The 22,460-nt window shown below is 57.8% G+C and carries 17 protein-coding genes and 4 tRNA genes; 11 read left to right on the top strand and 10 right to left on the bottom strand.

The features are described 5' to 3' along the window. The first annotated feature begins 20 nt into the window (after positions 1-20). From ACZRMS_RS08265 to ACZRMS_RS08255, 3 genes are all read left to right on the top strand, one after another. On the top strand, positions 21-434 hold the full coding sequence (locus tag ACZRMS_RS08265; RefSeq protein ID WP_463994914.1) for a MarR family winged helix-turn-helix transcriptional regulator: 414 nt from the start codon (positions 21-23) through the stop codon (positions 432-434). Positions 435-486: 52 nt separating this feature from the next. Beyond that, positions 487-1,695: an MFS transporter gene (locus ACZRMS_RS08260; RefSeq protein WP_463994913.1), complete on the top strand. Its 1,209-nt coding sequence runs from the start codon at positions 487-489 to the stop codon at positions 1,693-1,695. 173 nt (positions 1,696-1,868) lie between these two features. Further along, positions 1,869-2,420: a glutathione peroxidase gene (locus ACZRMS_RS08255; RefSeq protein WP_463994912.1), complete on the top strand. Its 552-nt coding sequence runs from the start codon at positions 1,869-1,871 to the stop codon at positions 2,418-2,420. Positions 2,421-2,506: 86 nt separating this feature from the next. Here ACZRMS_RS08255 and ACZRMS_RS08250 read toward each other — a convergent pair whose 3' ends face one another. The 3 genes from ACZRMS_RS08250 to ACZRMS_RS08240 all read right to left on the bottom strand — a co-directional run bounded on the left by ACZRMS_RS08250 (position 2,507) and on the right by ACZRMS_RS08240 (position 4,903). Beyond that, positions 2,507-3,787, bottom strand: a complete 1,281-nt coding sequence (locus tag ACZRMS_RS08250; protein ID WP_463994911.1) for an OmpP1/FadL family transporter — start codon at positions 3,785-3,787, stop codon at positions 2,507-2,509. Between the two features lie 146 nt (positions 3,788-3,933). After that, the gene (locus ACZRMS_RS08245; RefSeq protein ID WP_463994910.1) at positions 3,934-4,413 is read right to left on the bottom strand and encodes a hypothetical protein; all 480 of its coding nucleotides are present in this window, start codon (positions 4,411-4,413) and stop codon (positions 3,934-3,936) included. Positions 4,414-4,678: 265 nt separating this feature from the next. Next, the gene (locus tag ACZRMS_RS08240; RefSeq protein ID WP_048358860.1) at positions 4,679-4,903 is read right to left on the bottom strand and encodes a hypothetical protein; all 225 of its coding nucleotides are present in this window, start codon (positions 4,901-4,903) and stop codon (positions 4,679-4,681) included. 992 nt (positions 4,904-5,895) lie between these two features. On the opposite strand from ACZRMS_RS08240, the gene ACZRMS_RS08235 reads away from it, so the two are divergent. Together ACZRMS_RS08235 and ACZRMS_RS08230 are read left to right on the top strand one after the other, a co-directional pair. After that, entirely contained in the window at positions 5,896-6,219 is a 324-nt protein-coding gene (locus ACZRMS_RS08235) for a sel1 repeat family protein (protein WP_463994909.1), read from the top strand. A 172-nt stretch (positions 6,220-6,391) separates the two neighbouring features. Beyond that, positions 6,392-7,756, top strand: coding sequence for a DNA recombination protein RmuC (locus tag ACZRMS_RS08230; RefSeq protein ID WP_463995076.1), 1,365 nt, complete (start codon positions 6,392-6,394; stop codon positions 7,754-7,756). Positions 7,757-7,777: 21 nt separating this feature from the next. On the opposite strand, the gene ACZRMS_RS08225 is transcribed toward ACZRMS_RS08230, so the two are convergent. Then, entirely contained in the window at positions 7,778-11,248 is a 3,471-nt protein-coding gene (locus ACZRMS_RS08225) for a hybrid sensor histidine kinase/response regulator (protein ID WP_463994908.1), read from the bottom strand. Between the two features lie 240 nt (positions 11,249-11,488). On the opposite strand from ACZRMS_RS08225, the gene ACZRMS_RS08220 reads away from it, so the two are divergent. Then, positions 11,489-12,640, top strand: coding sequence for a TDT family transporter (locus tag ACZRMS_RS08220; protein WP_463994907.1), 1,152 nt, complete (start codon positions 11,489-11,491; stop codon positions 12,638-12,640). 134 nt (positions 12,641-12,774) lie between these two features. Further along, positions 12,775-14,649: an MFS transporter gene (locus ACZRMS_RS08215; RefSeq protein ID WP_463995075.1), complete on the top strand. Its 1,875-nt coding sequence runs from the start codon at positions 12,775-12,777 to the stop codon at positions 14,647-14,649. A 99-nt stretch (positions 14,650-14,748) separates the two neighbouring features. Here the strand turns inward: ACZRMS_RS08215 and sugE are convergent, their stop codons facing one another. The 3 genes from sugE to rdgC form a co-directional block, all read right to left on the bottom strand. Then, positions 14,749-15,063, bottom strand: a complete 315-nt coding sequence (sugE, locus tag ACZRMS_RS08210) for a quaternary ammonium compound efflux SMR transporter SugE (protein ID WP_048358856.1) — start codon at positions 15,061-15,063, stop codon at positions 14,749-14,751. 118 nt (positions 15,064-15,181) lie between these two features. Continuing rightward, positions 15,182-16,147 carry a bile acid:sodium symporter family protein gene (locus ACZRMS_RS08205; RefSeq protein WP_463994906.1) on the bottom strand — a complete coding sequence of 322 codons (966 nt, stop codon included), beginning with the start codon at positions 16,145-16,147 and terminating at the stop codon, positions 15,182-15,184. 149 nt (positions 16,148-16,296) lie between these two features. Beyond that, positions 16,297-17,217 carry a recombination-associated protein RdgC gene (gene rdgC, locus ACZRMS_RS08200; protein ID WP_463994905.1) on the bottom strand — a complete coding sequence of 307 codons (921 nt, stop codon included), beginning with the start codon at positions 17,215-17,217 and terminating at the stop codon, positions 16,297-16,299. A gap of 160 nt (positions 17,218-17,377) precedes the next feature. Between rdgC and ACZRMS_RS08195 the strand changes: the two genes are divergently transcribed. The 4 genes from ACZRMS_RS08195 to ACZRMS_RS08180 all read left to right on the top strand — a co-directional run bounded on the left by ACZRMS_RS08195 (position 17,378) and on the right by ACZRMS_RS08180 (position 17,938). Then, positions 17,378-17,453: transfer RNA gene (locus ACZRMS_RS08195), tRNA-Val, on the top strand. Between the two features lie 19 nt (positions 17,454-17,472). Further along, positions 17,473-17,549: transfer RNA gene (locus tag ACZRMS_RS08190), tRNA-Asp, on the top strand. A 217-nt stretch (positions 17,550-17,766) separates the two neighbouring features. Continuing rightward, positions 17,767-17,842 (top strand) — tRNA-Val (locus ACZRMS_RS08185). A gap of 19 nt (positions 17,843-17,861) precedes the next feature. Continuing rightward, positions 17,862-17,938, top strand: a tRNA-Asp gene (locus ACZRMS_RS08180). A 215-nt stretch (positions 17,939-18,153) separates the two neighbouring features. Here ACZRMS_RS08180 and ACZRMS_RS08175 read toward each other — a convergent pair. From ACZRMS_RS08175 to ACZRMS_RS08165, 3 genes are all read right to left on the bottom strand, one after another. Next, entirely contained in the window at positions 18,154-20,592 is a 2,439-nt protein-coding gene (locus tag ACZRMS_RS08175) for a TonB-dependent siderophore receptor (protein WP_463994904.1), read from the bottom strand. A 76-nt stretch (positions 20,593-20,668) separates the two neighbouring features. Continuing rightward, positions 20,669-21,655 carry a FecR family protein gene (locus ACZRMS_RS08170; RefSeq protein ID WP_463994903.1) on the bottom strand — a complete coding sequence of 329 codons (987 nt, stop codon included), beginning with the start codon at positions 21,653-21,655 and terminating at the stop codon, positions 20,669-20,671. A 7-nt stretch (positions 21,656-21,662) separates the two neighbouring features. Beyond that, the gene (locus tag ACZRMS_RS08165) at positions 21,663-22,181 is read right to left on the bottom strand and encodes a sigma-70 family RNA polymerase sigma factor (RefSeq protein WP_463994902.1); all 519 of its coding nucleotides are present in this window, start codon (positions 22,179-22,181) and stop codon (positions 21,663-21,665) included. Between the last annotated feature and the right edge of the window lie 279 nt (positions 22,182-22,460).

Genomic DNA, 22,460 nt, shown 5'->3' with positions numbered 1-22,460 from the left:
TGCGGGTATATACATACGAAATGTTACCAACTCAGTGTTTATGTACCAATCTGCGACGTGCGGCACGCGGCGTAAGCAGGCATTACGACGACGCTCTCGATGGCTTCGGGATCAACGTTGCCCAGTATTCTTTGCTCTGCAATCTCAAGCGTCTTGACCAGCCGAGTATTTCCAGCCTGGCGCAAGCCATGGGGCTGGATCGCAGTACGTTGGGGCGCAATGTGCGGGTACTTGAGGGCGCAGGCCTGCTGAAGATGACTGAAGGGGCTGACCAGCGTAATCGTCTGCTCTGCCTGACCCAGGCCGGCGAGGACTGTCTGGCGACCGCCTTGCCTGCCTGGGAGGCTGCACAGCAGCGTTTGATGGATCGTTTGGGGGAAGCCAAGCGCACACAACTGCTACAACTTTTGGATGAACTGGCGGGTACTGACTGAAGGTCAGTCGTTCGACTATAAATGGGTATATACCCGCTCCCGGAGAACAACAATGACAACGGTGTGGCGCAACAGCGGTTGGGTGCTTCTTGGTAGCGCGCTTATTTTGGCGTTGTCTTTAGGTGTCAGGCATGGTTTCGGGCTGTTTCTGCCGCCCATGAGTGCGCAGTTTGGCTGGGGGCGCGAGGTGTTCGCGTTTGCTATCGCCCTGCAAAACCTGATCTGGGGCCTGGCCCAGCCCTTTACCGGAGCACTGGCGGACCGTTTTGGCGCCGCGAAGGTGGTGATCGTCGGCGGCGTGCTGTATGCCGTGGGGCTGTTGTTTATGGGGATGTCTGACTCACCTTTGTCACTGTCGCTGAGCGCGGGGCTGCTGATCGGTCTCGGCCTGTCGGGCACATCGTTTTCGGTGATCCTGGGTGTGGTCGGTCGCGCATTGCCAGCGGAAAAACGCAGCATGGGCATGGGGATCGCCAGCGCGGCAGGTTCTTTCGGCCAGTTTGCGATGCTGCCCGGCACACTTGGCCTGATTGGCTGGCTCGGCTGGTCGGCGGCGCTTTTGGTGTTGGGCGTGTTGGTGGCGCTGATCGTGCCGCTGGTGAGCATGCTCAAGGATCGACCGATGCCAAGTCTTGGCGGGGAGCAAACCCTCAAGGAGGCGCTGCGCGAGGCCTGTTCGCACTCCGGTTTCTGGCTGCTGGCCTTCGGTTTTTTTGTCTGCGGCTTCCAGGTGGTGTTTATCGGCATTCATCTGCCGGCTTATCTGGTGGATCAGCACTTGCCTGCAACAGTGGGTACGACCGTTCTGGCACTGATCGGTCTGTTCAATATCTTCGGCACTTACACCGCGGGTTGGCTCGGTGGGCGTATGTCAAAACCGCGCCTGCTGACCGGGTTGTACCTGGCGCGGGCAGTGGTGATCGTGCTGTTCTTGTGGGCGCCGGTGACCCAGTTAAGCGCGTATATGTTTGGCATGGCCATGGGCTTTTTGTGGCTGTCGACAGTGCCGCTGACCAATGGCACGGTGGCGACCATGTTTGGCGTGCGTAACTTGTCGATGCTGGGCGGGATTGTGTTTCTCTTCCATCAACTGGGGGCTTTCCTGGGCGGCTGGCTGGGCGGCGTGGTCTATGATCAAACCGGCAGCTACGATCTGATCTGGCAGGTTTCGATTCTGTTGAGCCTGTTGGCGGCTGCCTTGAACTGGCCGGTGCACGAGCGCCCGGTGGCGCGTTTGCAGGCGCAGGGGAGTATGGGGTGAATTCAACCTGGATATGGCTCGGTGTAGCCAGTGCCGGTGCTTTGTTGCTGGCCCTGATCTGGTGGGGCTGGCATCAGGGCGGACTGGCTTTGATGCAGTTAGGTATGGGTGCTTGCTAGTGCGGCACCGGGTTAGTAAGTTCTGTGCCTGCCTATTTTTGAAGGACATTTATGATGCTTAAGCGCTGGATTGCGATGCCTGTACTGCTGTTGGCCTGCGCAGGTCCGGTTTGGGCGGCGGATTGCCCGCCCTTGCTGGAGGGCTCGCTGCCCAAGTTGCGCGCCAAGGAATCGATTGATCTGTGCCAGCGCTTTGCCGGTAAACCGCTGTTGATCGTCAATACCGCGAGTTTTTGCGGCTTTGCCCCGCAGTTCAAGGGCCTGGAAGCGTTGAATCAGCGCTACAAGGGCCAGGGGCTGGAGCTGATCGGCGTGCCCTCGGATGACTTCAAGCAAGAGGCCAAAGATGGCGAAGAGACGGCCAAAGTGTGTTACGTCAACTATGGCGTGACCTTCACCATGATCGATCCGCAGCATGTGCGCGGACCTGATGCGACACACCTGTTCAAGGTGCTGGCCGAGCAGAGCAGTGCGCCGAAATGGAACTTCTATAAATACGTGGTGGATCGCAAGGGCAATGTGATTGCCAGCTTTTCCAGTTTGACCAAGCCGGATAACCCGGAATTGATCGAGGCTATTGATAAAGCCATTGCTTCAAAGCCCTGAATCGCAGCCATTAAAAATCCCCGCCTCGGTAACGAGAGCGGGGATTTTTTTGATTCAGCAGGCGAGGGGTTTAGCCTCGCGGAGAATCAGAACTTGTAGGTTGCACCTACAGCGAAACCGTTAGCGCTGTTTTCGTACTTGGCGCTGTATTCGTTAAGCTGGTTCTTGTCGTGAACCTTGACCGACTCTTCCTTCAGGTAGGAGTAAGCAGCGTCAATGGTCAGGTTCTCGTTGACGGCATAACCGGCACCCAGGCTGAAAATCGTACGGTCGCCTGTTGGGATGCGAGGCGAGCGATTTTCATTGTTGGTAGGCGACTGGTCCCAGGTCAGACCGGTACGCAGTACCCACTGCTTGTTCAACTGGTAAGAGGTACCAATGGCGTATGCCCAGGTATCGTGCCAGTTTTGTTCTTCCTTGATGGTGCCGAACAGTTGTGCGCCAACTCCACCCGAAGCGCCCGGGCTAACACCTTCGTTGTTGATGGTGATGTCTTTCAGGCGGCTCCAGCGGGTCCATGTGGTACCGGCGTAGAGCTTCCAGGCGTCAGACAGGTCTTGAGTGACGGACAGGTCCCAGGACTCTGGAGTGTCGATTTTCAGCGAGGCGTCATAACGATTGCTTTTCATCAATGACGAAGGGATACCGGTCCCTGCCGTGACATTGGTGTGGCCTTCGAGTTTGTAGCTCACTTTGGAGTGATAGGTCAGGCCAAGGCGGGTGGTGTCGGTCGCTTGCACCAAAATACCGGCGTTGAAGCCCAGAGCCGTATCGTTACCTTTGACTTTTACATTGGTGTCGCCAAATGCTGGGTTAACAGTCAGGTCGGACTCCAGGGTGCCGCTGATGCGGTTGAAGGTTGGACCGAAGCCCACCGAAACCTTGTCGTTGAATGCATAGCTGACGGTAGGTTGCAGGGTGACAACCTTAACTTCGCTTTTCTTGCCGAAGGCACGACCCTGGAAGCCGCCTTCGTAGTCAGTGACCAGGCCGAAAGGTGCATAAACACCAAAGCCTACAGCCCACTGATCATTGAGCTTGTTGGTGTAGAAGCCCATCGGAACGCCAGTGAACGGAACCATGTCACCTTTGTTGGTGCCAGGGTATTTGCCGCTTGCATCCTTGATGTTGGTCGAAGCATCAATAACAGCGATACCGCCAGTTACTTGCTGGCCGCTGAGGCGGGACATACCGGCAGGGTTACCAAAAACGGTGCTTGCATCATCGGCAGAAGATGAGCGACCTGCGAAACCGGTCCCCATACCGCTAACGCTTTGTTCGTTGAGGGCGAAGCCACTAGCGAAAATCTGGCTGGAAGCCAAAGTGACGGCGAGGCCAAGTGTGGTCTTGAGCATTACTTTTTTCATTATTAGAACTCCTTTTGATCACCGGACGAAAACTACCAACATTTTTGTTGAAGCGCTATAGGCTAAATCGCAGAAGATAGCGATGTTTTGTAGGACAATCCGACCGGTTTCAGGCTATTTTTGGATTGTTGCAGTTGGTGGAAATCTCAAGCAACTTGGTTGAGAGGTGAAACACAGGTGCGCCAAGCATGGGCGAAATCGCGCAAACGTCCATGTGGTTCAAAGGCTTGGCGCCAGATTCTTGCCATGCCCAACAGGTCGTCGGCTGCAGGAATGGCTATTTTCTGCTGCTCGACCAGCAGCCAGGCAATAGCGGTGGCGTAACGTAAATTAACTGTGAGCTCCAGGTGGGGGCTGCACAGGAACGCATGCTGACTGGCCAGTCCGCGAACCAGACTCGCCAAGTCCGGGTCGTGGGCCAGATATTCATCCCACAGGGCGGCATGGCGTGGTTCGCGTATGCAGTAAAGGCCGTGACCTCGACGGTCATGCAGGGCCGACCCCAAATTTGACTGGCTGGCTGCAATACCTAGCAACAAAGCTTCCGCATCCGGATTGTCCTGACCCAGATAAAGAAGCGTTGGCCGAATCACGTAAAGGCTCAACTCCCTGGCAGCGATACCCATAAAGTCCTCGAGGCCTGAAAATGACCAGCGATACCCAGAGCTTGGCAGCAGTGAATCGAAAGGGATCGCCGGAAGCGGGTTGTGCCGCTTAAGTTGAAGTGTAGTGTCATATCTTTGCTGTAACGGTATGTTTTTAAAACATTTAAAGCTTCGACCTGTTGCCTATATATCCGCAAGGACTTAAGCAATGCCGAATGTTTCTTAAATAGCAGCCAACAAAAAGCCCTGCGGATCAGGCAGGGCTTGTTGTGTAACGCTCAAGCTTTCAGGCAACGAGGGCCTGACGAGTACGCTCGATCACAGCTTGCAGCGGTGCTGCGCTGGAGTATTGATCGGGGTACAGGCGTTCGCTGTGGCGGGCGATACCGTGTTCGTTGACCAGAGTGAAGCTGAAGCATCCTTTGCGAGCGGCCATAATCAGGCAGTTCATTGGGGCAAAGGCGTTGGTTAGGGTGCGAATGGCATCCTGAGTATGGATTTGAGTAGACATAGTTATTAGGTGTTCCTACAAATGACACGGATAAGATCCGTGCTGCGTTAAAACGTTCCAGTGACGTCGAGCCATTCTTTGGCTGGACGAAGAACCTGACTGGAACAAAGCCGCCAGTTGGAGCGCATTAATTATGTGGCGCTTGGGCTGGCAGGTAGGTACTTAGGAGGGCAGGCAATCACAACAGGAGCTAAGGTTCCGTGCTCCGGGTGAAGATCCTGATCAATTTGCAGGTTGGTTCGGTCAGAGTAAAAGAACTTCGCGATACCCTGTGCGTTTTTGCAGAGGCCGTATCGTCGCAAGATTTACCTGGAAACCATCGAGGGGGTCGATCCCGTTTTATCAGCGCTTCTTCGCTTTAGGGAAGGTGGCTGGGGGGATTTGTTCGGCCCGAATTGACTTTCAGCTTGGTACTAACGCCGAGGATACTAACGGGTTGAATTTTTAAACGCAAGTGTGTTAGCAAAAATACTTTATGTAGCCCTATGCAGGCGCTCATGTAACCGGAGGGTTGTGCGGCCCTGGAAGGGAAAGCCCTAGTCGATTTTTGACAATTCGCCAGCACCCTCCAAAAAGCCCATGGCTATCAGGGAGCGCCTTCAACTACGCGCCGTTGCGGTGCGTTTAGCCACCAATTTTGCCCGTTAGCGGTCCGTATTCTTGCGCTGAATGTGAACTTGTGCACATTTGCAGTGCTGATGACAAAATCAGCACAAATACCCGTGCGCTAGTGCTCTTAGCCTGTCCGGTAAATTTAAGTCAATGAAAAACATCGTTTTTTTTAATTGGTGAAAAAATCGTCAGTTTGACCCGAGGCCCCGCTGGGTGGGCGTTTGCGAGGGTTAAAGCAAGGTTGTCCACTGACTTATCCACAGGATCTGTGGATTGTCCCGTGCGCTTGCTCTAGATCAAGGGTGTAGACTTTTTTCGACTTTACCCAAACGAAAAAAGGAGTAGAGTGGCGCGCCTTCCGTTCTGCCCTACAGTGTCGTATGAAGTTCCGCACAGCTACTTCCTCTGTTACTCGCCTCAATACGCCCACCGAAGCTCCCAAACGCTTTTCTTTGCGGGTCGCTATCTGGTTGCTGGATAACCCTCGTCTGGGGGCTAACCCGAGCGTCAAACACGTGGCCGGCCATTTGCTGAAACAGCCTGCCCGCCAAGGCGTAGTGCTCGCTCAAAGCCGTCTGGGGCAATTGATGTGCCGCGAATGCGGCAGCGCCCGTGATCAGCGAATCGGCCATGAATTGTTGCGTCAGGCTGCCCGTGCCGGTGACCGTCTTGCGCAGCAGGAACTGAACAAGATCGCAGACTGAACTGTCTTCGACGCCGTCTCTTGGTTAACCTTGCTCTTTTACCTCGTGTGGAGGGCTTATGGCTCTGGATCTGAGCCGTCTGTTGCTTGGCCTGGCAGTAGCGGGCGTACCGCTGTTGGCGTTTATCTGGCAATTGCAGCGCCGTGCCAGCGCCCATCACGCCGAGCTTGCACTGCTCAATGAGCGTCTGAGCATGGCGCAGCTGGCCCAGGAAGGCCTGAGTGCCCAGCTGGATGCCTGCCGCGATGAAGTCAGCGATCTGGGCCAGGCCAACGCGGCCAAACAGGCCGAACTGGCTGCGTTGCGCCGGGAAGTCGAGTTGTTGCAGCTGGAGCGCGACAATGGGCGTGATGCTGCCCATGCCTGGAACCTTGAGCGTAACCAGAAAGAAGTCGAGTTGCGTCGCCTGGACGCCCATGCGTCCGCCCTGGCTGCCGAATTGCGTGAACAGCAGGACAGTCACCAGCAGCGCCTCAGCGACCTGCAGGGTTCACGGGATGAGTTGCGCGCACAATTCGCCGAACTGGCGGGCAAGATCTTTGACGAGCGCGAGCAACGCTTCGCCGAAACCAGCAATGAGCGCCTGGGGCAATTGCTCGACCCCCTCAAAGAACGCATTCAGTCGTTTGAAAAGCGCGTCGAAGAAAGCTATCAGCAGGAAGCCCGCGAACGCTTTTCCCTCGGTAAAGAGCTGGAGCGCCTGCAGCAGTTGAACCTGCGCCTGAGTGATGAAGCGACCAACCTGACCCGAGCCTTGAAAGGCCAGAAAACCCAGGGCAACTGGGGCGAGCTGATTCTGGAGCGGGTTCTGGAGCATGCAGGGCTTGAGAAAGGCCGCGAATACCAGACCCAAGTTAACCTCAAGGGCCCGGATGGCGAGCGTTTTCAGCCAGACGTTCTGATCATGTTGCCGGGTGACAAGCAGGTGGTCGTCGACTCCAAGGTCAGCCTGACGGCGTATCAACAATATGTCGGTGCCGATGACGACGTGATCGGGCAGGCGGCGCTCAAGCAGCATGTGCTGTCGCTGCGCAATCATGTAAAGGGCCTTGCCGGCAAAGACTACAAGCGTCTGGAAGGGCTGCACAGCCTGGATTTTGTGCTGCTTTTTGTACCGATCGAGGCGGCATTTTCGGCGGCATTGCAAGCCGAGCCGAACCTGTTTCAGGAGGCCTTTGATCGCAATATCGTGATCGTGAGCCCGACCACCTTGCTTGCCACGTTACGGGTGATCGACAGCCTCTGGAAGCAGGAGCGCCAGAGTCAGAATGCCCGTGAAATCGCGGAGCGCGCCGGCTGGCTCTACGACAAGTTTGTGCTGTTTATCCAGGATCTGGATGAAGTGGGTAACCGCCTGCAACAGCTGGATAAAGCCTACGCAGCAGCGCGTAACAAGCTGACTGAAGGTCGGGGCAATCTTGTCAGCCGTAGCGAGCAGCTCAAGCTCCTGGGCGCCCGGGCCAGCAAAAGCTTGCCGGCCGACCTGCTGGAGCGGGCCATGACCGACATCGACGGCGTGGCGCACCCGGCCGAGTAAAGCAGCGCTTTTAGCCGAAAATCAAAGCGGCACATGTCGGCTCAGCAGTGCACGGAGTGCTGCGGGCTTCACCGGCTTGGGCAGGTACTCCAGGCCGGCCGCATGCACTTCGGTGATCATTTCCGGGCGCCCGTCAGCGCTGATCACAACCCCCGGTACCGGCTCACCCAACTGCGCCCTCAGCCAGCCCATCAGTTCGGTGCCGACCTCGCCGTCATCCAGGTGATAGTCAACCAGCACCAGTTGCGGACGTACGCCTTCATTGAGCAATGCCGCACATTCTTCGCGGTTGCGCGCAGTCCAGACGCGGCAGCCCCAGCGGGTCAGCAGGCTCTGCATGCCGATCAGAATGCTGTCTTCATTATCGATACACAGCACCTGGGCGCCCGTCACGGGCTGGCCGTTCTGTTCGGCAACCACTGGCTGCGGTGCAGCCTGGCTCTTGGCCATGGGCACGCTGACGCTGAACACACTGCCAAACCCTTGCCAGGAACGCACTTGCAAGGTGTGCCCGAGTACGTGGCAGAGGCCGTCAGCAATCGCCAGGCCCAGGCCCAGACCTTTTTCGGCCCGGGTCTGATGGCTGTCGAGGCGTTTGAACTCTTCAAATATGACCTGCAGTTTGTCTTCAGGGATACCCGGCCCGCGATCCCATACTTCAAGGCACAACTCGCCGCCGCGCCGACGTACGCCCAGCAATACCGGGCCTTTGGCGTAACGAAAGGCGTTGGTCAGGAAGTTCTGCAAGATGCGGCGCAGCAGTTTGATATCGCTGTTGACCCGCACACGGCTGCCGCGAACCCTGAAGCTCAGACCCTGTTCCTGGGCCTGGGCGGTGAACTCATTGCCCAGGGTTTCGAACAGATCATTAATGGCGAAAGGTTTGATGTCCGGGGTGATTTTGCCGTTTTCCAGGCGCGAAATATCCAGCAAGTCGCTGATCAGGTCTTCGGCCGAGCGCAAGGAACTGTCCAGATGCTGCACCAGTTTCTGCGCTTCGGCGTTCAGGCCTTCTTCCTGATGGGAGAGAGCGGCCGAGAACAGGCGTGCAGCGTTCATGGGCTGCATCAAGTCATGGCTGACGGCGGCCAGGAAGCGGGTTTTCGACTGGCTGGCCGTTTCGGCCACGCCTTTGGCCTCGGTTAATGCCTGATTGAGCTGGGACAGTTCAAATGTACGTTCGGCGACCCTTTGCTCCAGGCCCTCGTTGGCCTCGGTGAGGGCCTGTTCTGCCTCGCGGAACGCGGTAATGTCGGTGAAGCTCATCACGAAACCGCCGCCCGGCATGGGGTTGCCGATCAGTTCGATCACTCGCCCATTGGGGAACAAGCGCTCGGACGTGTGTGCCCGACCCTGGCGCATCCAGTGAAGGCGGCGGGCCACATGCACTTCCGCTTCCCCGGGGCCGCACAGGCCGCGCTCTGCATTGTGGCGAATGATGTCGGCAATCGGGCGGCCGACACTGATCAGTCCTTCGGGGTAGTCGAACAGTTCCAGATAGCGGCGATTCCAGGCCACCAGTTTGAGCGATTGATCGACTACGCTGATGCCCTGGGTGATGTTCTCGATTGCGCCTTGCAGCAATGCGCGGTTGAACTGCAATACTTCAGACGCTTCGTCGGCGATGCGTACGACGTCTTCGAGTTGCATTTCCCTGCCTTCAATGGCCGCTTTTACCACTGCTCGGGTAGAAGACGCGCCGAGTACCCCGGCCAGTAACCGCTCGGTGTGGGCGATCCACTCGCCGTTGGCATTCTGGCTGGGGTTAAAGCCTTTGCCCTGGCGGTAAGCGAAGCGAATAAAGCTCTGGTGGGCGCGTTCTTCCCCGACAAAGCGTGCCGCGAGGGCCAGCAGGTCGTTGATCTGTACCGAGAGCATTGAGCGACCGCTGGGGTGGCTGCTCAGCTCCTGGCCGATAAAGCGTCCGGCTTGCCAGTGTTCAGATACACGGGTGCGCGACAGTACCGAGACCCAGGCAAACAGGGTGAAGTTGCCGGCAAGGGACAGCACCACGCCTTGGGTCAGGGGGGTGATCGACAGGCCCAACGGGTTGCTGTGTAGCCACGCAAGCCCCGGGAAGTGGCTCAGGTGCCAGCCAAAGCTGTGGGCGATGATCGGCAGAACCAGGGTGTAAAACCAGATAAAGGTGCCGGTAGCCAGCCCGGCGAAAACCCCCCGGCGGTTGGCTTGCTTCCAGTACAGGGCACCGAGCATGGCGGGTGCCAGTTGCGTAACGGCGGCGAAGGCGATCTGGCCAATGGTGGCAAGGCTGGCGGTGGAGCCCAGCAGGCGGTAGCTGACGTAGGCGAGCAGAAGGATCACCACAATCGACACGCGCCGCACGGAGAGCATCCAGTGGCGGAACACTTCGAACGGGCGCTCGGCGTTTTTGTGCCGCAGCAGCCACGGCAGCAACATGTCGTTGGAGACCATGGTCGACAGCGCAACACTGGCAACGATCACCATGCCCGTGGCCGCCGATGCGCCACCAATAAAGGCCAGCAAGGCCAGCGCCGGATGGGCTTGCGCCAGGGGCAGGCTGATCACGAACGAGTCCGGCAATACAGAACTGGGCAGCAGCATTTGCCCCGCCAGTGCAATCGGCACCACGAACAGCCCCGCCAGAATCAGGTAGGCCGGGAACACCCATTTGGCCAGTTGCAGGTCCTGGGGGTCGATGTTTTCAACCACGGTGACGTGGAACTGCCGTGGCAGGCAGATGATCGCCATCATCGCCACGCCGGTCTGAACCACCATCGAAGGCCAGTTGACGGTTTCTTTCCAGTATTCCTCAAGCCGTGGCGCGAGCATGGCCTGATTGAACAGGTCGTCGAAACCGTCATACAGGCCGTAGGTCACAAAGGCGCCGACGGCCAGAAAGGCGAACAGTTTGACCAGTGACTCGAATGCAATCGCCAGCACCATGCCCCGGTGATGCTCAGTGGCGTCGAGGTTGCGCGTACCGAACAAGATGGTGAACAGCGCGAGCACCAGCGTCACAATCAGTGCCGTGTCCTCGACGCGGGTGCCGGTGGCATCGGCTCCGGCGCCGATCAGCAGGTTAACTCCCAGCACAATGCCTTTGAGCTGCAGGGCTATATAAGGCAGCACACCCACCAGGCAGATCAGCGCTACCACAATCGCCAGCGACTGGGACTTGCCGTAGCGGGCGGCAATAAAGTCGGCAATCGAGGTGATGTTCTCCTGCTTGCTGATCATCACCATTTTTTGCAGCACCCAGGGCGCGCACACCAACAGCAGCACGGGCCCCAGGTAGATCGGCAAGAATGCCCACAGTTGCTCGGCCGCCTGACCAACGGCGCCGAAGAACGTCCAGCTGGTGCAATACACCGCCAGCGACAAGCTGTAGACCCATGCGCGAACCCGCGGCGGCAGCGGTTTGCTGCGTCGATCACCATAGAAGGCAATGGCGAACATAATGGCCATATAGGCCAGGGCGACGGCGGCGATAAGCCCGCTGGACAACGACATGGACACTCCTGAGCGTGTAAGACCCGAGCAATCCGGCTGCGGGAAGCTAGTCTCGCATGATGTTCGGGGCGCGTCAGTGTCGACCATGGTCTGAGCGTGGTTTGGTGTCGCAGGGTTTGGATGGAGCCGGAAAAGCCATATATAGGCGTAGTAGATAACAGTTAGAGAAATTACCCGTTATATAGATATTCGATTTGGTTCTACTCTAGTGCCACCTCATATGAGGATCAGGAGGAACCCATGACTTGCCCAAACAAAGCCAAAGCCGGTTTTCGGCCATTTAGCCACTTGCAGCACCCGCGTGAAGTGATCCGCCAGTTCACCCCGAACTGGTTTGCCGCCACTATGGGCACGGGGGTTTTGGCGTTGGCGTTGGCTCAGTTACCGGTGCATATACCTGGCGTACACGCCTTCGCCGAAGGTTTGTGGCTGTTCAATATCGGGTTGTTCATTCTGTTTGCCGTGCTCTATGGCGCGCGCTGGGTGATGTACTTCGATGAAGCGCGGCGTATTTTCGGGCACTCCACGGTATCGATGTTCTTTGGCACCATCCCCATGGGGCTGGCGACCATCATCAACGGCTTTCTGGTGTTCGGTGTGCCGCGTTGGGGCAGCGACATGGTGCAGGTGGCCGAAGTGCTGTGGTGGATCGATGTGGCCATGGCGCTGGGCTTCGGGGTGATCATTCCCTACCTGATGTTCACCCGTCAGGACCACAGCATCGATCAGATGACCGCGGTCTGGCTGTTGCCGGTGGTGGCGGCCGAAGTCGCGGCGGCCAGTGGCGGGCTGTTGGCGCCCTATCTGAGCGATACCGTCGCGCAGTTCCATGTGTTGATTACCAGCTATGTGCTGTGGGCGTTTTCGGTGCCGGTGGCGTTCAGCATCCTGACCATTTTGATCCTGCGCATGGCGCTGCATAAGTTGCCGCACGAGAGCATGGCCGCGTCCAGCTGGCTGGCCCTGGGGCCCATCGGCACTGGCGCCCTGGGCTTGCTGTTGCTGGGGGCTGATGCTCCGGCGATCTTTGCGGCCAATGGTCTGGCACGAATCGGTGAAATTGCCGAGGGGCTGGGGCTGATCTCCGGGGTCATTTTGTGGGGTGTTGGCTTGTGGTGGATTGTGATGGCATCGTTGATCACGGTTCGCTACTTCCGCGCAGGCATCCCGTTCAACCTGGGCTGGTGGGGCTTTACCTTCCCGCTGGGGGTTTACTCGTTGGCCACCTTGCGCCTGGGCAGCATGTTGCACCTGAGCTTTTTTGATGTGGCCGGTTGTGTGCTGGTGGTGGCATTGGCGCTGATGTGGCTGCTGGTCGGCACCCGCACCGTGCAAGGGGCTTATCGCGGCGAGCTGTTTGTGTCGCCGTGTATTGCAGGCTTGAAGAAGTAAAACGTGCACTCGGGTTCTGCACGAAAACGCCTGACATGGCGTGTTCGCCGACAGAACCCGAGCAAGGTTGTGCCCTGAGTGTTACAACGGCCCTCCAATGAGAAAGCCATCGGCGCAACGTGAGTACATGGATGATGAGTCACTCCTCGCAGTTCAACTTGTTAAGCAAACGTCGCTTCTTGCCCTTTTTCGTGACCCAGTCCCTGGGCGCGCTCAATGACAACCTGTTCAAGCAATCGCTGATTCTGGCCATCCTTTATAAGCTGAATATCGAGGGTGATCGGGGGATCTGGGTCAATCTGTGTGCGTTGCTCTTTATAGTGCCGTTTTTTCTGTTCTCGGCGCTGGCAGGTCAGTTCGGTGAAAAGTACGCCAAGGATCGCCTGATACGTCTGATCAAGTTGGGTGAAATCGCGATCATGATCGTCGCGGCTATAGGTTTTGCCTTTGATCATCTGGCGTTGATGCTGGTCGCGCTGTTTGCCATGGGCACTCACTCAGCCCTGTTCGGGCCGGTGAAATATTCGATCCTGCCGCAAACCCTGCATGAGGATGAGCTGGTCGGGGGCAATGGTCTGGTGGAAATGGGCACATTTCTGTCGATTCTGGCGGGCACCATAGGTGCGGGAATCATGCTCTCGTCTGGCAATTACACGGTGATCGTCTCGGGGGTGATCATTTCGGTGGCGGTGCTGGGTTATGTAGCCAGCCGCGCCATTCCGGCCGCCCCGGCTGACACGCCGCAGCTTCGTTTGAACTGGAATATTTTCAGCGAGTCCTGGGCTACCTTGCGCATGGGTCTGAATCAGACGCCTGCGGTGTCGCGTTCTGTAGTGGGCAACTCGTGGTTCTGGTTTGTCGGTGCTATTTACCTGACGCAGATCCCGGCGTATGCCAAAGACTGGCTGTATGGCGACGAGACCGTGGTGACGCTGATTCTCACCGTGTTCTCGGTGGGTATCGCCCTGGGATCGCTGCTGTGCGAGAAGCTTTCGGGGCGCAAGGTCGAGATAGGCCTGGTGCCCTTTGGCTCATTTGGTCTGACGGTATTTGGCTTGCTGCTGTGGTGGCATTCGGGGCATATGCCGCAGAACATCCAGGCCAACGACTGGCTGGGCGTGCTGGGGTTCAGTCAGGCCTGGTGGGTATTGTTCGATATTCTCGGGCTCGGCGTGTTTGGCGGCTTCTATATTGTGCCGCTGTACGCATTGATCCAGTCGCGTACTGCGGAGCACGAGCGGTCACGGGTGATTGCGGCCAACAACATCCTCAATGCGCTGTTTATGGTGGTCTCTGCGCTGCTCACCATCCTGCTGCTGAGCGTGGCCAAACTGACGATTCCCGAGCTGTTTCTCGTGGTGTCGTTGATGAACATCGCGGTGAATACCTACATCTTCAAAATCGTTCCCGAGTTCAGCATGCGCTTCATGATCTGGCTGCTCAGCCACTCCATGTACCGCGTGCAGCATAAAAACCTGGAACTGATCCCGGATGAAGGTGCGGCCCTGCTGGTGTGTAACCACGTGTCGTTTGTGGATGCGTTGCTCATAGGCGGCGCGGTCCGTCGTCCGGTTCGCTTTGTGATGTATTACAAAATCTACAACCTGCCAGTGCTGAACTTTATCTTCCGCACGGCGGGTACGATTCCGATTGCCGGGCGTAGTGAAGATGAGGTGATTTACGAGAAGGCCTTCAACAAGATTGCCACGTATCTGAGCGAGGGCGAGCTGGTGTGCATCTTCCCTGAAGGCAAGCTGACCACCGATGGCCAGATCGACGAGTTCAAGGCAGGTGTTACCAGGATTCTGGAGCGCACGCCGGTACCGGTGATTCCGATGGCGTTGCAGGGGTTGTGGGGCAGTTTCTTTAGCCGAGATCCGAACAAGGGCTTTTTGCGTCGATTGTGGTCGCGGGTAACCCTGGTTGCAGGCGCGCCGATAGCGGCTGATGAGGCTACGCAGAAGGTGTTGCGTGAGCGGGTGATGGAGTTGCGCGGGTCTGTGCAGTAAATCAAAGGCAGTGTGGGAGCTAGCCTGCTCGCGAAGGGGGGGGACGTGGATACTACGTCGGCCCAATCGCGAGCAGGCTCGCTCCCACAATTTTATGCATTACGCGCTGATCTTGAGGCCTACCAGGCCGGCAATGATCAGTGCAACGCTGGCCAGCCGGAACAGTGCCATGGACTCACCAAACAGGATGATCCCGGCGATGACCGTACCGACAGCGCCGACACCCGTCCAGATGGCGTAGGCGGTGCCCAGTGGCAGCGACTTCATGGCCAGACCAAGCAGCCCAAGGCTGATGATCATCGCGCCGACGGTCAGGATTGTCGGCATCGGGCGGGTGAAGCCGTCGGTGTATTTCAGGCCGACGGCCCAGCCAACTTCAAACAGACCTGCGAAAAACAGAATGATCCAAGGCATATCTAGCTCCATCAATTGATGGGGTCGTCCCCAGAATAATCACTCGAAGAGTCGCGAAGTCGTCTTCGCAGTGCGCAGTATATTGCACATTATTTGTCTGGCAGGCAACCCCGAACTTTCACTCAGTCGCAGGTTTAGCTGCTGCTAGGCGATCTTCCTTCTCGCTCATGCGACGGAAATACGTCGACAGCAGCGCGCCCGAAATGTTGTGCCACACGCTAAACAGTGCGCTGGGTACGGCGGCCAGAGGTGAAAAGTGTGCACTGGCCAGAGCGGCGCCCAGCCCGGAGTTCTGCATGCCGACCTCCAGTGCCAGAGATTTGCGCTGGGCCAGCGGTAGCTTGAACAGGCGGCCGGTAAAGTAGCCGAGCAAATAACCGAAGCTGTTGTGCAGCATGACGACAGCCATGATAAGCAGGCCGGACTTGGCGATCTGTGCCTGGCTGGCGGCTACAACGGCGGCAACGATGATCACGATGCTGACGACCGAGACCAGCGGCAGCACGTCGACGGCAAAACGCACCCGTGCGCCCAGCAGGCGCTGGGCCAGTACGCCGAGCACAATCGGCAGCAGAACCACCTGCAGGATCGACCAGAACAGCTCCATGAATGAAACCGGCAGCCAGGCAGACGCCAGCAGCCAGATCAGGGCCGGGGTCAGCAAGGGGGCGAGGAGGGTGGTTACGGCGGCAATTGCAACGGACAGCGCCAGGTCGCCCCGAGCCAGCCAGGTCATGACATTGGATGAGGTGCCGCTTGGGCAGCAGCCTACGAGAATCACGCCGACGGCGATTTCAGGCGGCAGGTGGAACACCTGGCAGAGCAACCAGGCCACACCGGGCATGATCACGAAATGAGCAACCACGCCCAGTGCCACGCGCCAAGGATGGCGGGCAACTTCGGCGAAGTCATCGAGTTTGAGGGTCAGGCCCATGCCGAACATCACCAGACCCAGCAGCGGCACGATGTAGCCTTTAAGGCCGACAAACCAGGCGGGTTCCAGAAACGCCAGTACGGCGAAGATCAGTACCCAGTAAGCAAAGGTATTACCGACAAAGCGGCTTAAGGCAGCGAGTGCGCGCATGGTGGTCCTTTATTGTGATTATGGAGTATTGCCAACCGCCCCCTCCGAGGGAGCGAGCCTGCTCGCGAAAGGATCGGCGCGGTGTGTATGACCGCAGTGAGACCTTCGCGAGCAGGCTCGCTCCCACAAGAAGAAAATTGCAGCGGTGTTTAGATCCCCTGCGGAATCTCTTCGCCGCCCAGTGCTTCAAACAGCTGCGGCAAGAACTCGCCGAAGGTCAGCATCATCAGAGTGAAGCTGGCGTCCTGCTGGCCCAGATCGTCGTCACCGCCGTTCTGTTCTGCTTCGTCTTGCAGCAGGTCTTCAAATTTCAGGCGTTTGACCACCAGCTTGTCGTCCAGCACGAACGACAGTTTGTCCTGCCAGGCCAGTGACAGTTGGGTAACCACTTTGCCAGTGCTCAAGTGCAGCTGGATTTCGTCGCTGGTCAGGTCCTGGCGCTTGCAGCGGATAATCCCGCCGTCTTCGTGGGTGTCGCGCAGCTCGCATTCGTCGAGGACGAAGAAGTTGTCGGCGGCTTTCTGGGTTTTGACCCACTCGGTCATGATCGCGCTCGGGGCAACTTTCACCGCCAGGGGGCGTACCGGCAGCGAGCCAATGACTTCGCGCAGGGTGGACAGCAGGTCTTCGGCGCGTTTCGGGCTGGAAGCGTTGACCAGGATCAGGCCCTGTTTAGGCGCTATGGCGGCAAAGGTCGCCGAGCGGCGAATAAAGGCACGTGGCAGGAAGGCCTGGATGATTTCATCCTTGAGCTGGTCACGCTCCTTCTTATAGACCTTGCGCATCTGTTCGGCTTCGATCTCTTCGACCTTGTCCTTTAATGCATCGCGCACAACGCTGCCTGGCAGGATGCGTTCTTCTTTACGGGCGGCGATCAGCAGGAAGTCCTGGCTGACGTGAACCAGCGGTGCGTCTTCGCCTTTGCCGAACGGGGCAACGAAACCGTAGGTGGCCAGTTCCTGGCTTGAACATGAGCGGGCCGGTTTGGTGGCCAGTGCAGTTTCCAGCACCTGCGCATCAAAAGGCAGATCTTGGGTCAGGCGATAGATAAGCAGGTTTTTGAACCACATGGGGTGAATCACTCCTATATACAAAGAAGGCATTATTCGCTTCATGGCGGCTTAGGCCAACCCTGAGCTAAGCCTTTGTCATGCCTAGGAAAATTATTTTAAAAAGTGCTTGCCAGACTATAGGTCGCTACGTAGAATGCGCGCCACACCGAGAGTGAAAGGGTGATTAGCTCAGCTGGGAGAGCATCTGCCTTACAAGCAGAGGGTCGGCGGTTCGATCCCGTCATCACCCACCATTCGCTCACAGTGTTACGCGCAGCGGTAGTTCAGTCGGTTAGAATACCGGCCTGTCACGCCGGGGGTCGCGGGTTCGAGTCCCGTCCGCTGCGCCATTTTTTGTACCATAAGCCCCTTGAACGGTTGTGGTTGGATAAGCCCGCTGAATGCAGGTTTTTCCTGAAGGCTTCGATTTTGCAGTTCTCTGTGAAATCAAAGATGCAGGGTGCTGGAAACGGTAGTTTTTAAGGGTTTTGAAAAAAACTTAAATAAAAACAACCACTTACACAAAAAGTGTGAGAGAATGCGCCCCGCAATGAGAGTGAAGTGAAAGGGTGATTAGCTCAGCTGGGAGAGCATCTGCCTTACAAGCAGAGGGTCGGCGGTTCGATCCCGTCATCACCCACCATTCGCTATCAGTGTTACGCGCAGCGGTAGTTCAGTCGGTTAGAATACCGGCCTGTCACGCCGGGGGTCGCGGGTTCGAGTCCCGTCCGCTGCGCCATATTAGAGTCACAAGCCCCTTGAACGCTTGTGATACGCAAAAAAGCCTGCCTTGTGCAGGTTTTTTTGTGCGCGTGTGTTTTGTGGTTTATCAAAACCTGTAGCCGCTGCCGCAGGCTGCGATGGGTTGCGTAGCGACCCGCTTCTGTTATTCAACAAAAAGCGAAGGTCCTGCGGCCCTTATCGCGGCCTGCGGCAGCGGCTAGAGAGGTTTTCTTAGAAATCCCAGCGCGTACTGACCATCACATTGCGCGGATCACCGTAATACGACGAGTTGTAGAAGCCGATGTTGGTGTAATACGACTTGTCGAACGCGTTGTTGAGGTTGACGGTGGTCGAGAGGTTTTTCGAAATCTGGTAGCGCGCCATCAGATCAACCAGCCAGTACGGGTCTTGAGAGAACTTTTCTTCCACGCCCCCTTTGTTCCAGTTGGTCAGCATCTGCCATCCCGTACCCTGCCAGCGAACACCGCCGCCCAAGGTCAGTTTGTCGAGTTCGCCAGTCAACTTGTAGCTGGTGTACAGGTTGATCTGGTCTTCCGGCTCCCAGGTCGAGACCTTTTTGCCGGTCTGGTCGCGGATCACCTTGTGCGTATAGCCCGCTTGCAGTTGCCAGCCGGGCATCAGCTCGCCAGAAATCTCTGCTTCGTAACCTTTGGTCTTGGCCTTGATGCCTTTGTAGGCATAGTCGATGTCCGGGTTGGTCGGATTGCCGTTGTAGGCCGTATCCGCTTCAGGGCGGTTGTCCTGATGCACTTCGAAGTACGCCAGGCTTGAATTCAGGCGGCCGTCAAAGAACTCGCCTTTGAGGCCCACCTCATAGTTGGTGCCTTCATCGGGTTCAAGCATCTTGTTGTCGCGATCGCGGTAGTACGACTGCGGCAGGAAAATCTCCGTGTAGCTGGTGTAGGCAGAAATGTTGTCGTTGAGGTCGTAGATCACGGCGGCGTAAGGCAAGACCTTGCCCGTGTCTTTGGCGTGGCTGGTGCCGGTGAGGGTGTAGTTGGCCACCCGGGTGCCGAGCATCAGGGTCAGGTCATCGGTCAGGCTGAAGCGCCCGGTCATGTAGGTACCGGTCTGGCGCGTGGTTTCGTCGTTGTATGAGGTGACGCTGCCCCAGTCCGGCTCGAGGCTGTCGCCATTCCAGTTGTAGTAGTCGTAGGCGTTGTTGACCATTTTGGCGTTGGTGTAGTCCTTGCCGGTCCAGTGGGACTTGGACACAGAACCGCCGATGACCAGTTCATGTTCGCGCCCCAGCAGGCTGAACGGGCCGGTGGCAAACAGGTCGCCGCTGTCGCTGACGTATTCGCCGGTGTACTTGCGGGCGAGCATTTTCGCCAGGCCGGTGGTCGCGTCCGGGTCGAGCAGGGCGCCCAGCGGTGCGTTGTAGCCGTTGATCTGGTGGTTGTACTGGCCTTTGACGACCCAACCATTGTCAAAGTTGTGTTCCAGGGTCGAGAACAGCGTGCGGGTGTATTGCTCCCAGCTGCTCCACTTGGCGCCATTGTTGAATGAGCGCGGGGTGCTTATCCGGTCGCCTGCAGAGTTGAACAGCGAGGCACTGCCCGACCAGCTGGAGCCCTTGGGGTTGTTGTCCTGATAGTCGGCGCCGAGGGTCAGCAGGGTGTCGGGGCTCAGGTCTACCTCGAGAATGCCGTAGTAGACCTCGCTGTCACGCTTGTAGTGATCCATGAACGAGCGCTTGTCCTGATACGCCGCCACGGCGCGACCACGCACATTGCCGCTCTCGGTCAATGGCCCGCTGACATCAATTTCGGAGCGATAGTTGTCCCATGAACCTGCACCCACATCGATATGAGCCTTGAATTCGTGAGTGGGTTTTTTGCGCACCATATTGATGGTGCCGCCCGGGCCGCCTGCGCCTGTGAGCAATCCGGTTGCGCCCTTGAGGATCTCGACCCGGTCGTAAATGGCCGTGTCGGTGAGGGTGTGCCCGGCCGAGTATTGCGGGTCTTGCAGGATCGGGATGCCGTCGTACTGAAAGTTTTTGATCGCAAAACCACGGGAGTAATAGCTGGTGCGGTCACTGTCATAGGTAGCCACGGTGATGCCGGGGGTGTGGCGCATCACGTCATCGATCGAGTTGAGGCCGAAGTCGTCCATGGCCTGGCGTGTCACCACGGAAATGGACTGCGGCGTTTCACGCGGTGTCAGCACCATCCGGGTGGCGGTTGCGATGGAGCCCGGGGTATATGAGCCAGTACCTTCGGTGATGGTCCCCAACTGGTTGGCGCTCACCTGTGTGGCGCCCAGTTCCATGGCGCCGCCCGCGGCAGGCAGAGCATCGAGCATGTAGCCGTTGGCGCTTTTGACCGCAGTAAAACCGCTGCCGCGCAAGAGCATCTCGAAGCCCTCATGTTCACTGTAGGCACCGTGCAGCCCGGGGGTGCTCAGCCCGTCAAGATTGTTCGACTGAAAGATGATTGCCACGCCGGCCTGTTGCGCAAAGCGATTCAACGCGCTGCTCAATGGGCCTGGGGGAATGTCATAGGTTTGCACGGCCGCCGATTGCGCCTGAGCGATCGAGGTGCAGAACACGCCAGTCGCCGATGCTGCAATCAGGTGAATGGCCAGGGCCAGAGGCGTGCAAGTGCGCGGGCCAAAGCGCCGGCGCAGGTTGTAGGAGGTCGACATGAAGAGCGCAGTCCTTTATGAGTCGTTGTATCTACCTTGACGGCTGACTCGAAAAAAGCGGAACGAATGCGAATTATTATTTTTTAGATTGTTGCAGCTGGCTGATCACAATCAGCCACGGGGTGTAGGTTTTGATCTGCAGGGGCAGGGTTTCGGCGATCAGTTGCAGTGCCCAGTCGGTATCGTCCAGGGGGAGCACGGCCGAGACGCGCAAGCCGGCCAGGGCGGTACGGTCAAACTGCAGATGGCCGCGTCGATGGCGTGAAATCTCATCGAGCACCCGGGTCAGGGGCTGGTTTTCAACCACCAGTTGATGACGGCGCCAGGCCTCATCAATGCTGGCCGGGGAGACGCTGCCGCTGAGCACGACCGAGCCGCGGCGGATCAGTGCCTGCGAGCCGGCATCCACTTCCAGGGTCTGTTGTTCGTCTACGCTTTGCGCGGCAACACGCGACTGCAACATGCTCAACACCGTGGTGTCGCCCTGGCGTTTGACCACGAAGCGGGTGCCCAGTGCGCGCATGCTGCCTTGGTCCGTCTGCACAAAAAACGGGCGGGTGCTGTCGTGGGCGACGTCGACCAGTACTTCACCCTGGAGCAGTTCGATACGGCGCTCCTTGCCGTCGAAATGCACATTGACTGCGCTGGTGCCGCTGAGGGTGATGCTTGAGTTGTCGGCAAGGCGCCGGGTTTGCCAGTCGGTGGGGCCGGTGCTGATATCGGCCAGCCACCGCTCGGGGTAATGGCTTTTCAGAAGCAACGTGAGCGGCAAGGCCAGGCAACCGGCAATCAGCAGGGCGCGCAAGTGGTGTTTGCGCGAGGGTGCAGCCTTTCGCCCGCGGAATGCTGCGTTGAGCGCCGCTTTTGCCGGGGCAGAGTGTTCGCGCAGGGACTGCAGGCGGCTGATGACATCTTGCATGCGCAGGGCTGAAGCCGCGTGCTGCGGGCTTTGTCGTTTCCAGTGCTCGAATTCCAGGCGCAGCCCGTCATTGAAACCTTCCTCATGCAGGCGAAGAATCCAGTCGGCGGCTTGTTCATCTATCGTTTGGGGCTGCTCGGACATGGCTCGGTCAGGTGTCCAGGCTGTGGCTGCAATGCAGCAGAGCCTGGATCAGGTACTTGCGCACCGTGCGGTCAGACAGCTCCAGTTGCCGGGCGATTTCGCTCTGGGTCAGGCCGTCCAGGTAATACAGCACAAAAGCCTGGCGCGGCTTGTCCTGCATGCCTTCGAGAATAAAGGCGATCTGTTCCAGGGCTTCCAGGGTGGTGAGGATTTGCTCGGGCGATTGAAAGCCCTCGAGCGCTTGCGCGGTGAGGGCAAGCTCTTGCAGGTAGGCGTTTTCAATCTGCTTGCGGCGTACCTGGTCGATAATCAGCCGGCGCGCAGTGGTGCTCAAAAAGGCCCGGGGTTCACGCAGGGTAGCCACGGATTCGCGGGCATTGAGGATTCGGGTGAAGGTGTCCTGCGCCAGATCGGCGGCGTTGTGCGCACAACCGAGCTTTCTGCGTAACCAGCCAAACAGCCAGCCGTGGTGCTCGCAGTACAGCTCGGTGATAGCTGTCTGGTAGGAGGGTTCACCCGATGACATAGGACTTTGCCTAAACGTTATTGAGAATAATTACCAATTCTTAACGAAAGTCCGGGGTAAACGCAAGTTGGGCGATGAAAAGCAGGAGGTGGCACCTTGGCCAGCCGTGGGAGCGGGCTTGCTCGCGATGATATCGACGCGGCCTGTCAGGTAAACCGGGTGACGTTATCGCGAGCAAGCTGAACTGGTCCAGTAATTTCGGACATTCTTTTCGGTTCTCACGCCGCCATCTTTTCCGCTGCTACTGGAGAGTGGTATCCGTTGTAGCTGTGGCGCCTG

The organism is Pseudomonas sp. B424, from assembly GCF_055408345.1.
This window is presented reverse-complemented; position numbering and strand designations above follow the sequence as displayed.

Bases quoted from the DNA above. Each gene is read 5' to 3' on its own strand.
- rdgC (WP_463994905.1), bottom strand. From the start codon at position 17,217: ATGTGGTTCAAAAACCTGCTTATCTATCGCCTGACCCAAGATCTGCCT.
- ACZRMS_RS08165 (WP_463994902.1), bottom strand. From the start codon at position 22,181: ATGTCATCGGGTGAACCCTCCTACCAGACAGCTATCACCGAGCTGTAC.
- ACZRMS_RS08245 (WP_463994910.1), bottom strand. From the start codon at position 4,413: ATGGGTATCGCTGCCAGGGAGTTGAGCCTTTACGTGATTCGGCCAACG.
- ACZRMS_RS08170 (WP_463994903.1), bottom strand. From the start codon at position 21,655: ATGTCCGAGCAGCCCCAAACGATAGATGAACAAGCCGCCGACTGGATT.
- ACZRMS_RS08175 (WP_463994904.1), bottom strand. From the start codon at position 20,592: ATGTCGACCTCCTACAACCTGCGCCGGCGCTTTGGCCCGCGCACTTGC.
- ACZRMS_RS08220 (WP_463994907.1), top strand. From the start codon at position 11,489: ATGACTTGCCCAAACAAAGCCAAAGCCGGTTTTCGGCCATTTAGCCAC.
- ACZRMS_RS08235 (WP_463994909.1), top strand. From the start codon at position 5,896: ATGAAGTTCCGCACAGCTACTTCCTCTGTTACTCGCCTCAATACGCCC.
- sugE (WP_048358856.1), bottom strand. From the start codon at position 15,063: ATGCCTTGGATCATTCTGTTTTTCGCAGGTCTGTTTGAAGTTGGCTGG.
- ACZRMS_RS08205 (WP_463994906.1), bottom strand. From the start codon at position 16,147: ATGCGCGCACTCGCTGCCTTAAGCCGCTTTGTCGGTAATACCTTTGCT.
- ACZRMS_RS08265 (WP_463994914.1), top strand. From the start codon at position 21: ATGTTACCAACTCAGTGTTTATGTACCAATCTGCGACGTGCGGCACGC.
- ACZRMS_RS08215 (WP_463995075.1), top strand. From the start codon at position 12,775: ATGAGTCACTCCTCGCAGTTCAACTTGTTAAGCAAACGTCGCTTCTTG.
- ACZRMS_RS08240 (WP_048358860.1), bottom strand. From the start codon at position 4,903: ATGTCTACTCAAATCCATACTCAGGATGCCATTCGCACCCTAACCAAC.
- ACZRMS_RS08225 (WP_463994908.1), bottom strand. From the start codon at position 11,248: ATGTCGTTGTCCAGCGGGCTTATCGCCGCCGTCGCCCTGGCCTATATG.
- ACZRMS_RS08250 (WP_463994911.1), bottom strand. From the start codon at position 3,787: ATGAAAAAAGTAATGCTCAAGACCACACTTGGCCTCGCCGTCACTTTG.
- ACZRMS_RS08255 (WP_463994912.1), top strand. From the start codon at position 1,869: ATGCTTAAGCGCTGGATTGCGATGCCTGTACTGCTGTTGGCCTGCGCA.
- ACZRMS_RS08260 (WP_463994913.1), top strand. From the start codon at position 487: ATGACAACGGTGTGGCGCAACAGCGGTTGGGTGCTTCTTGGTAGCGCG.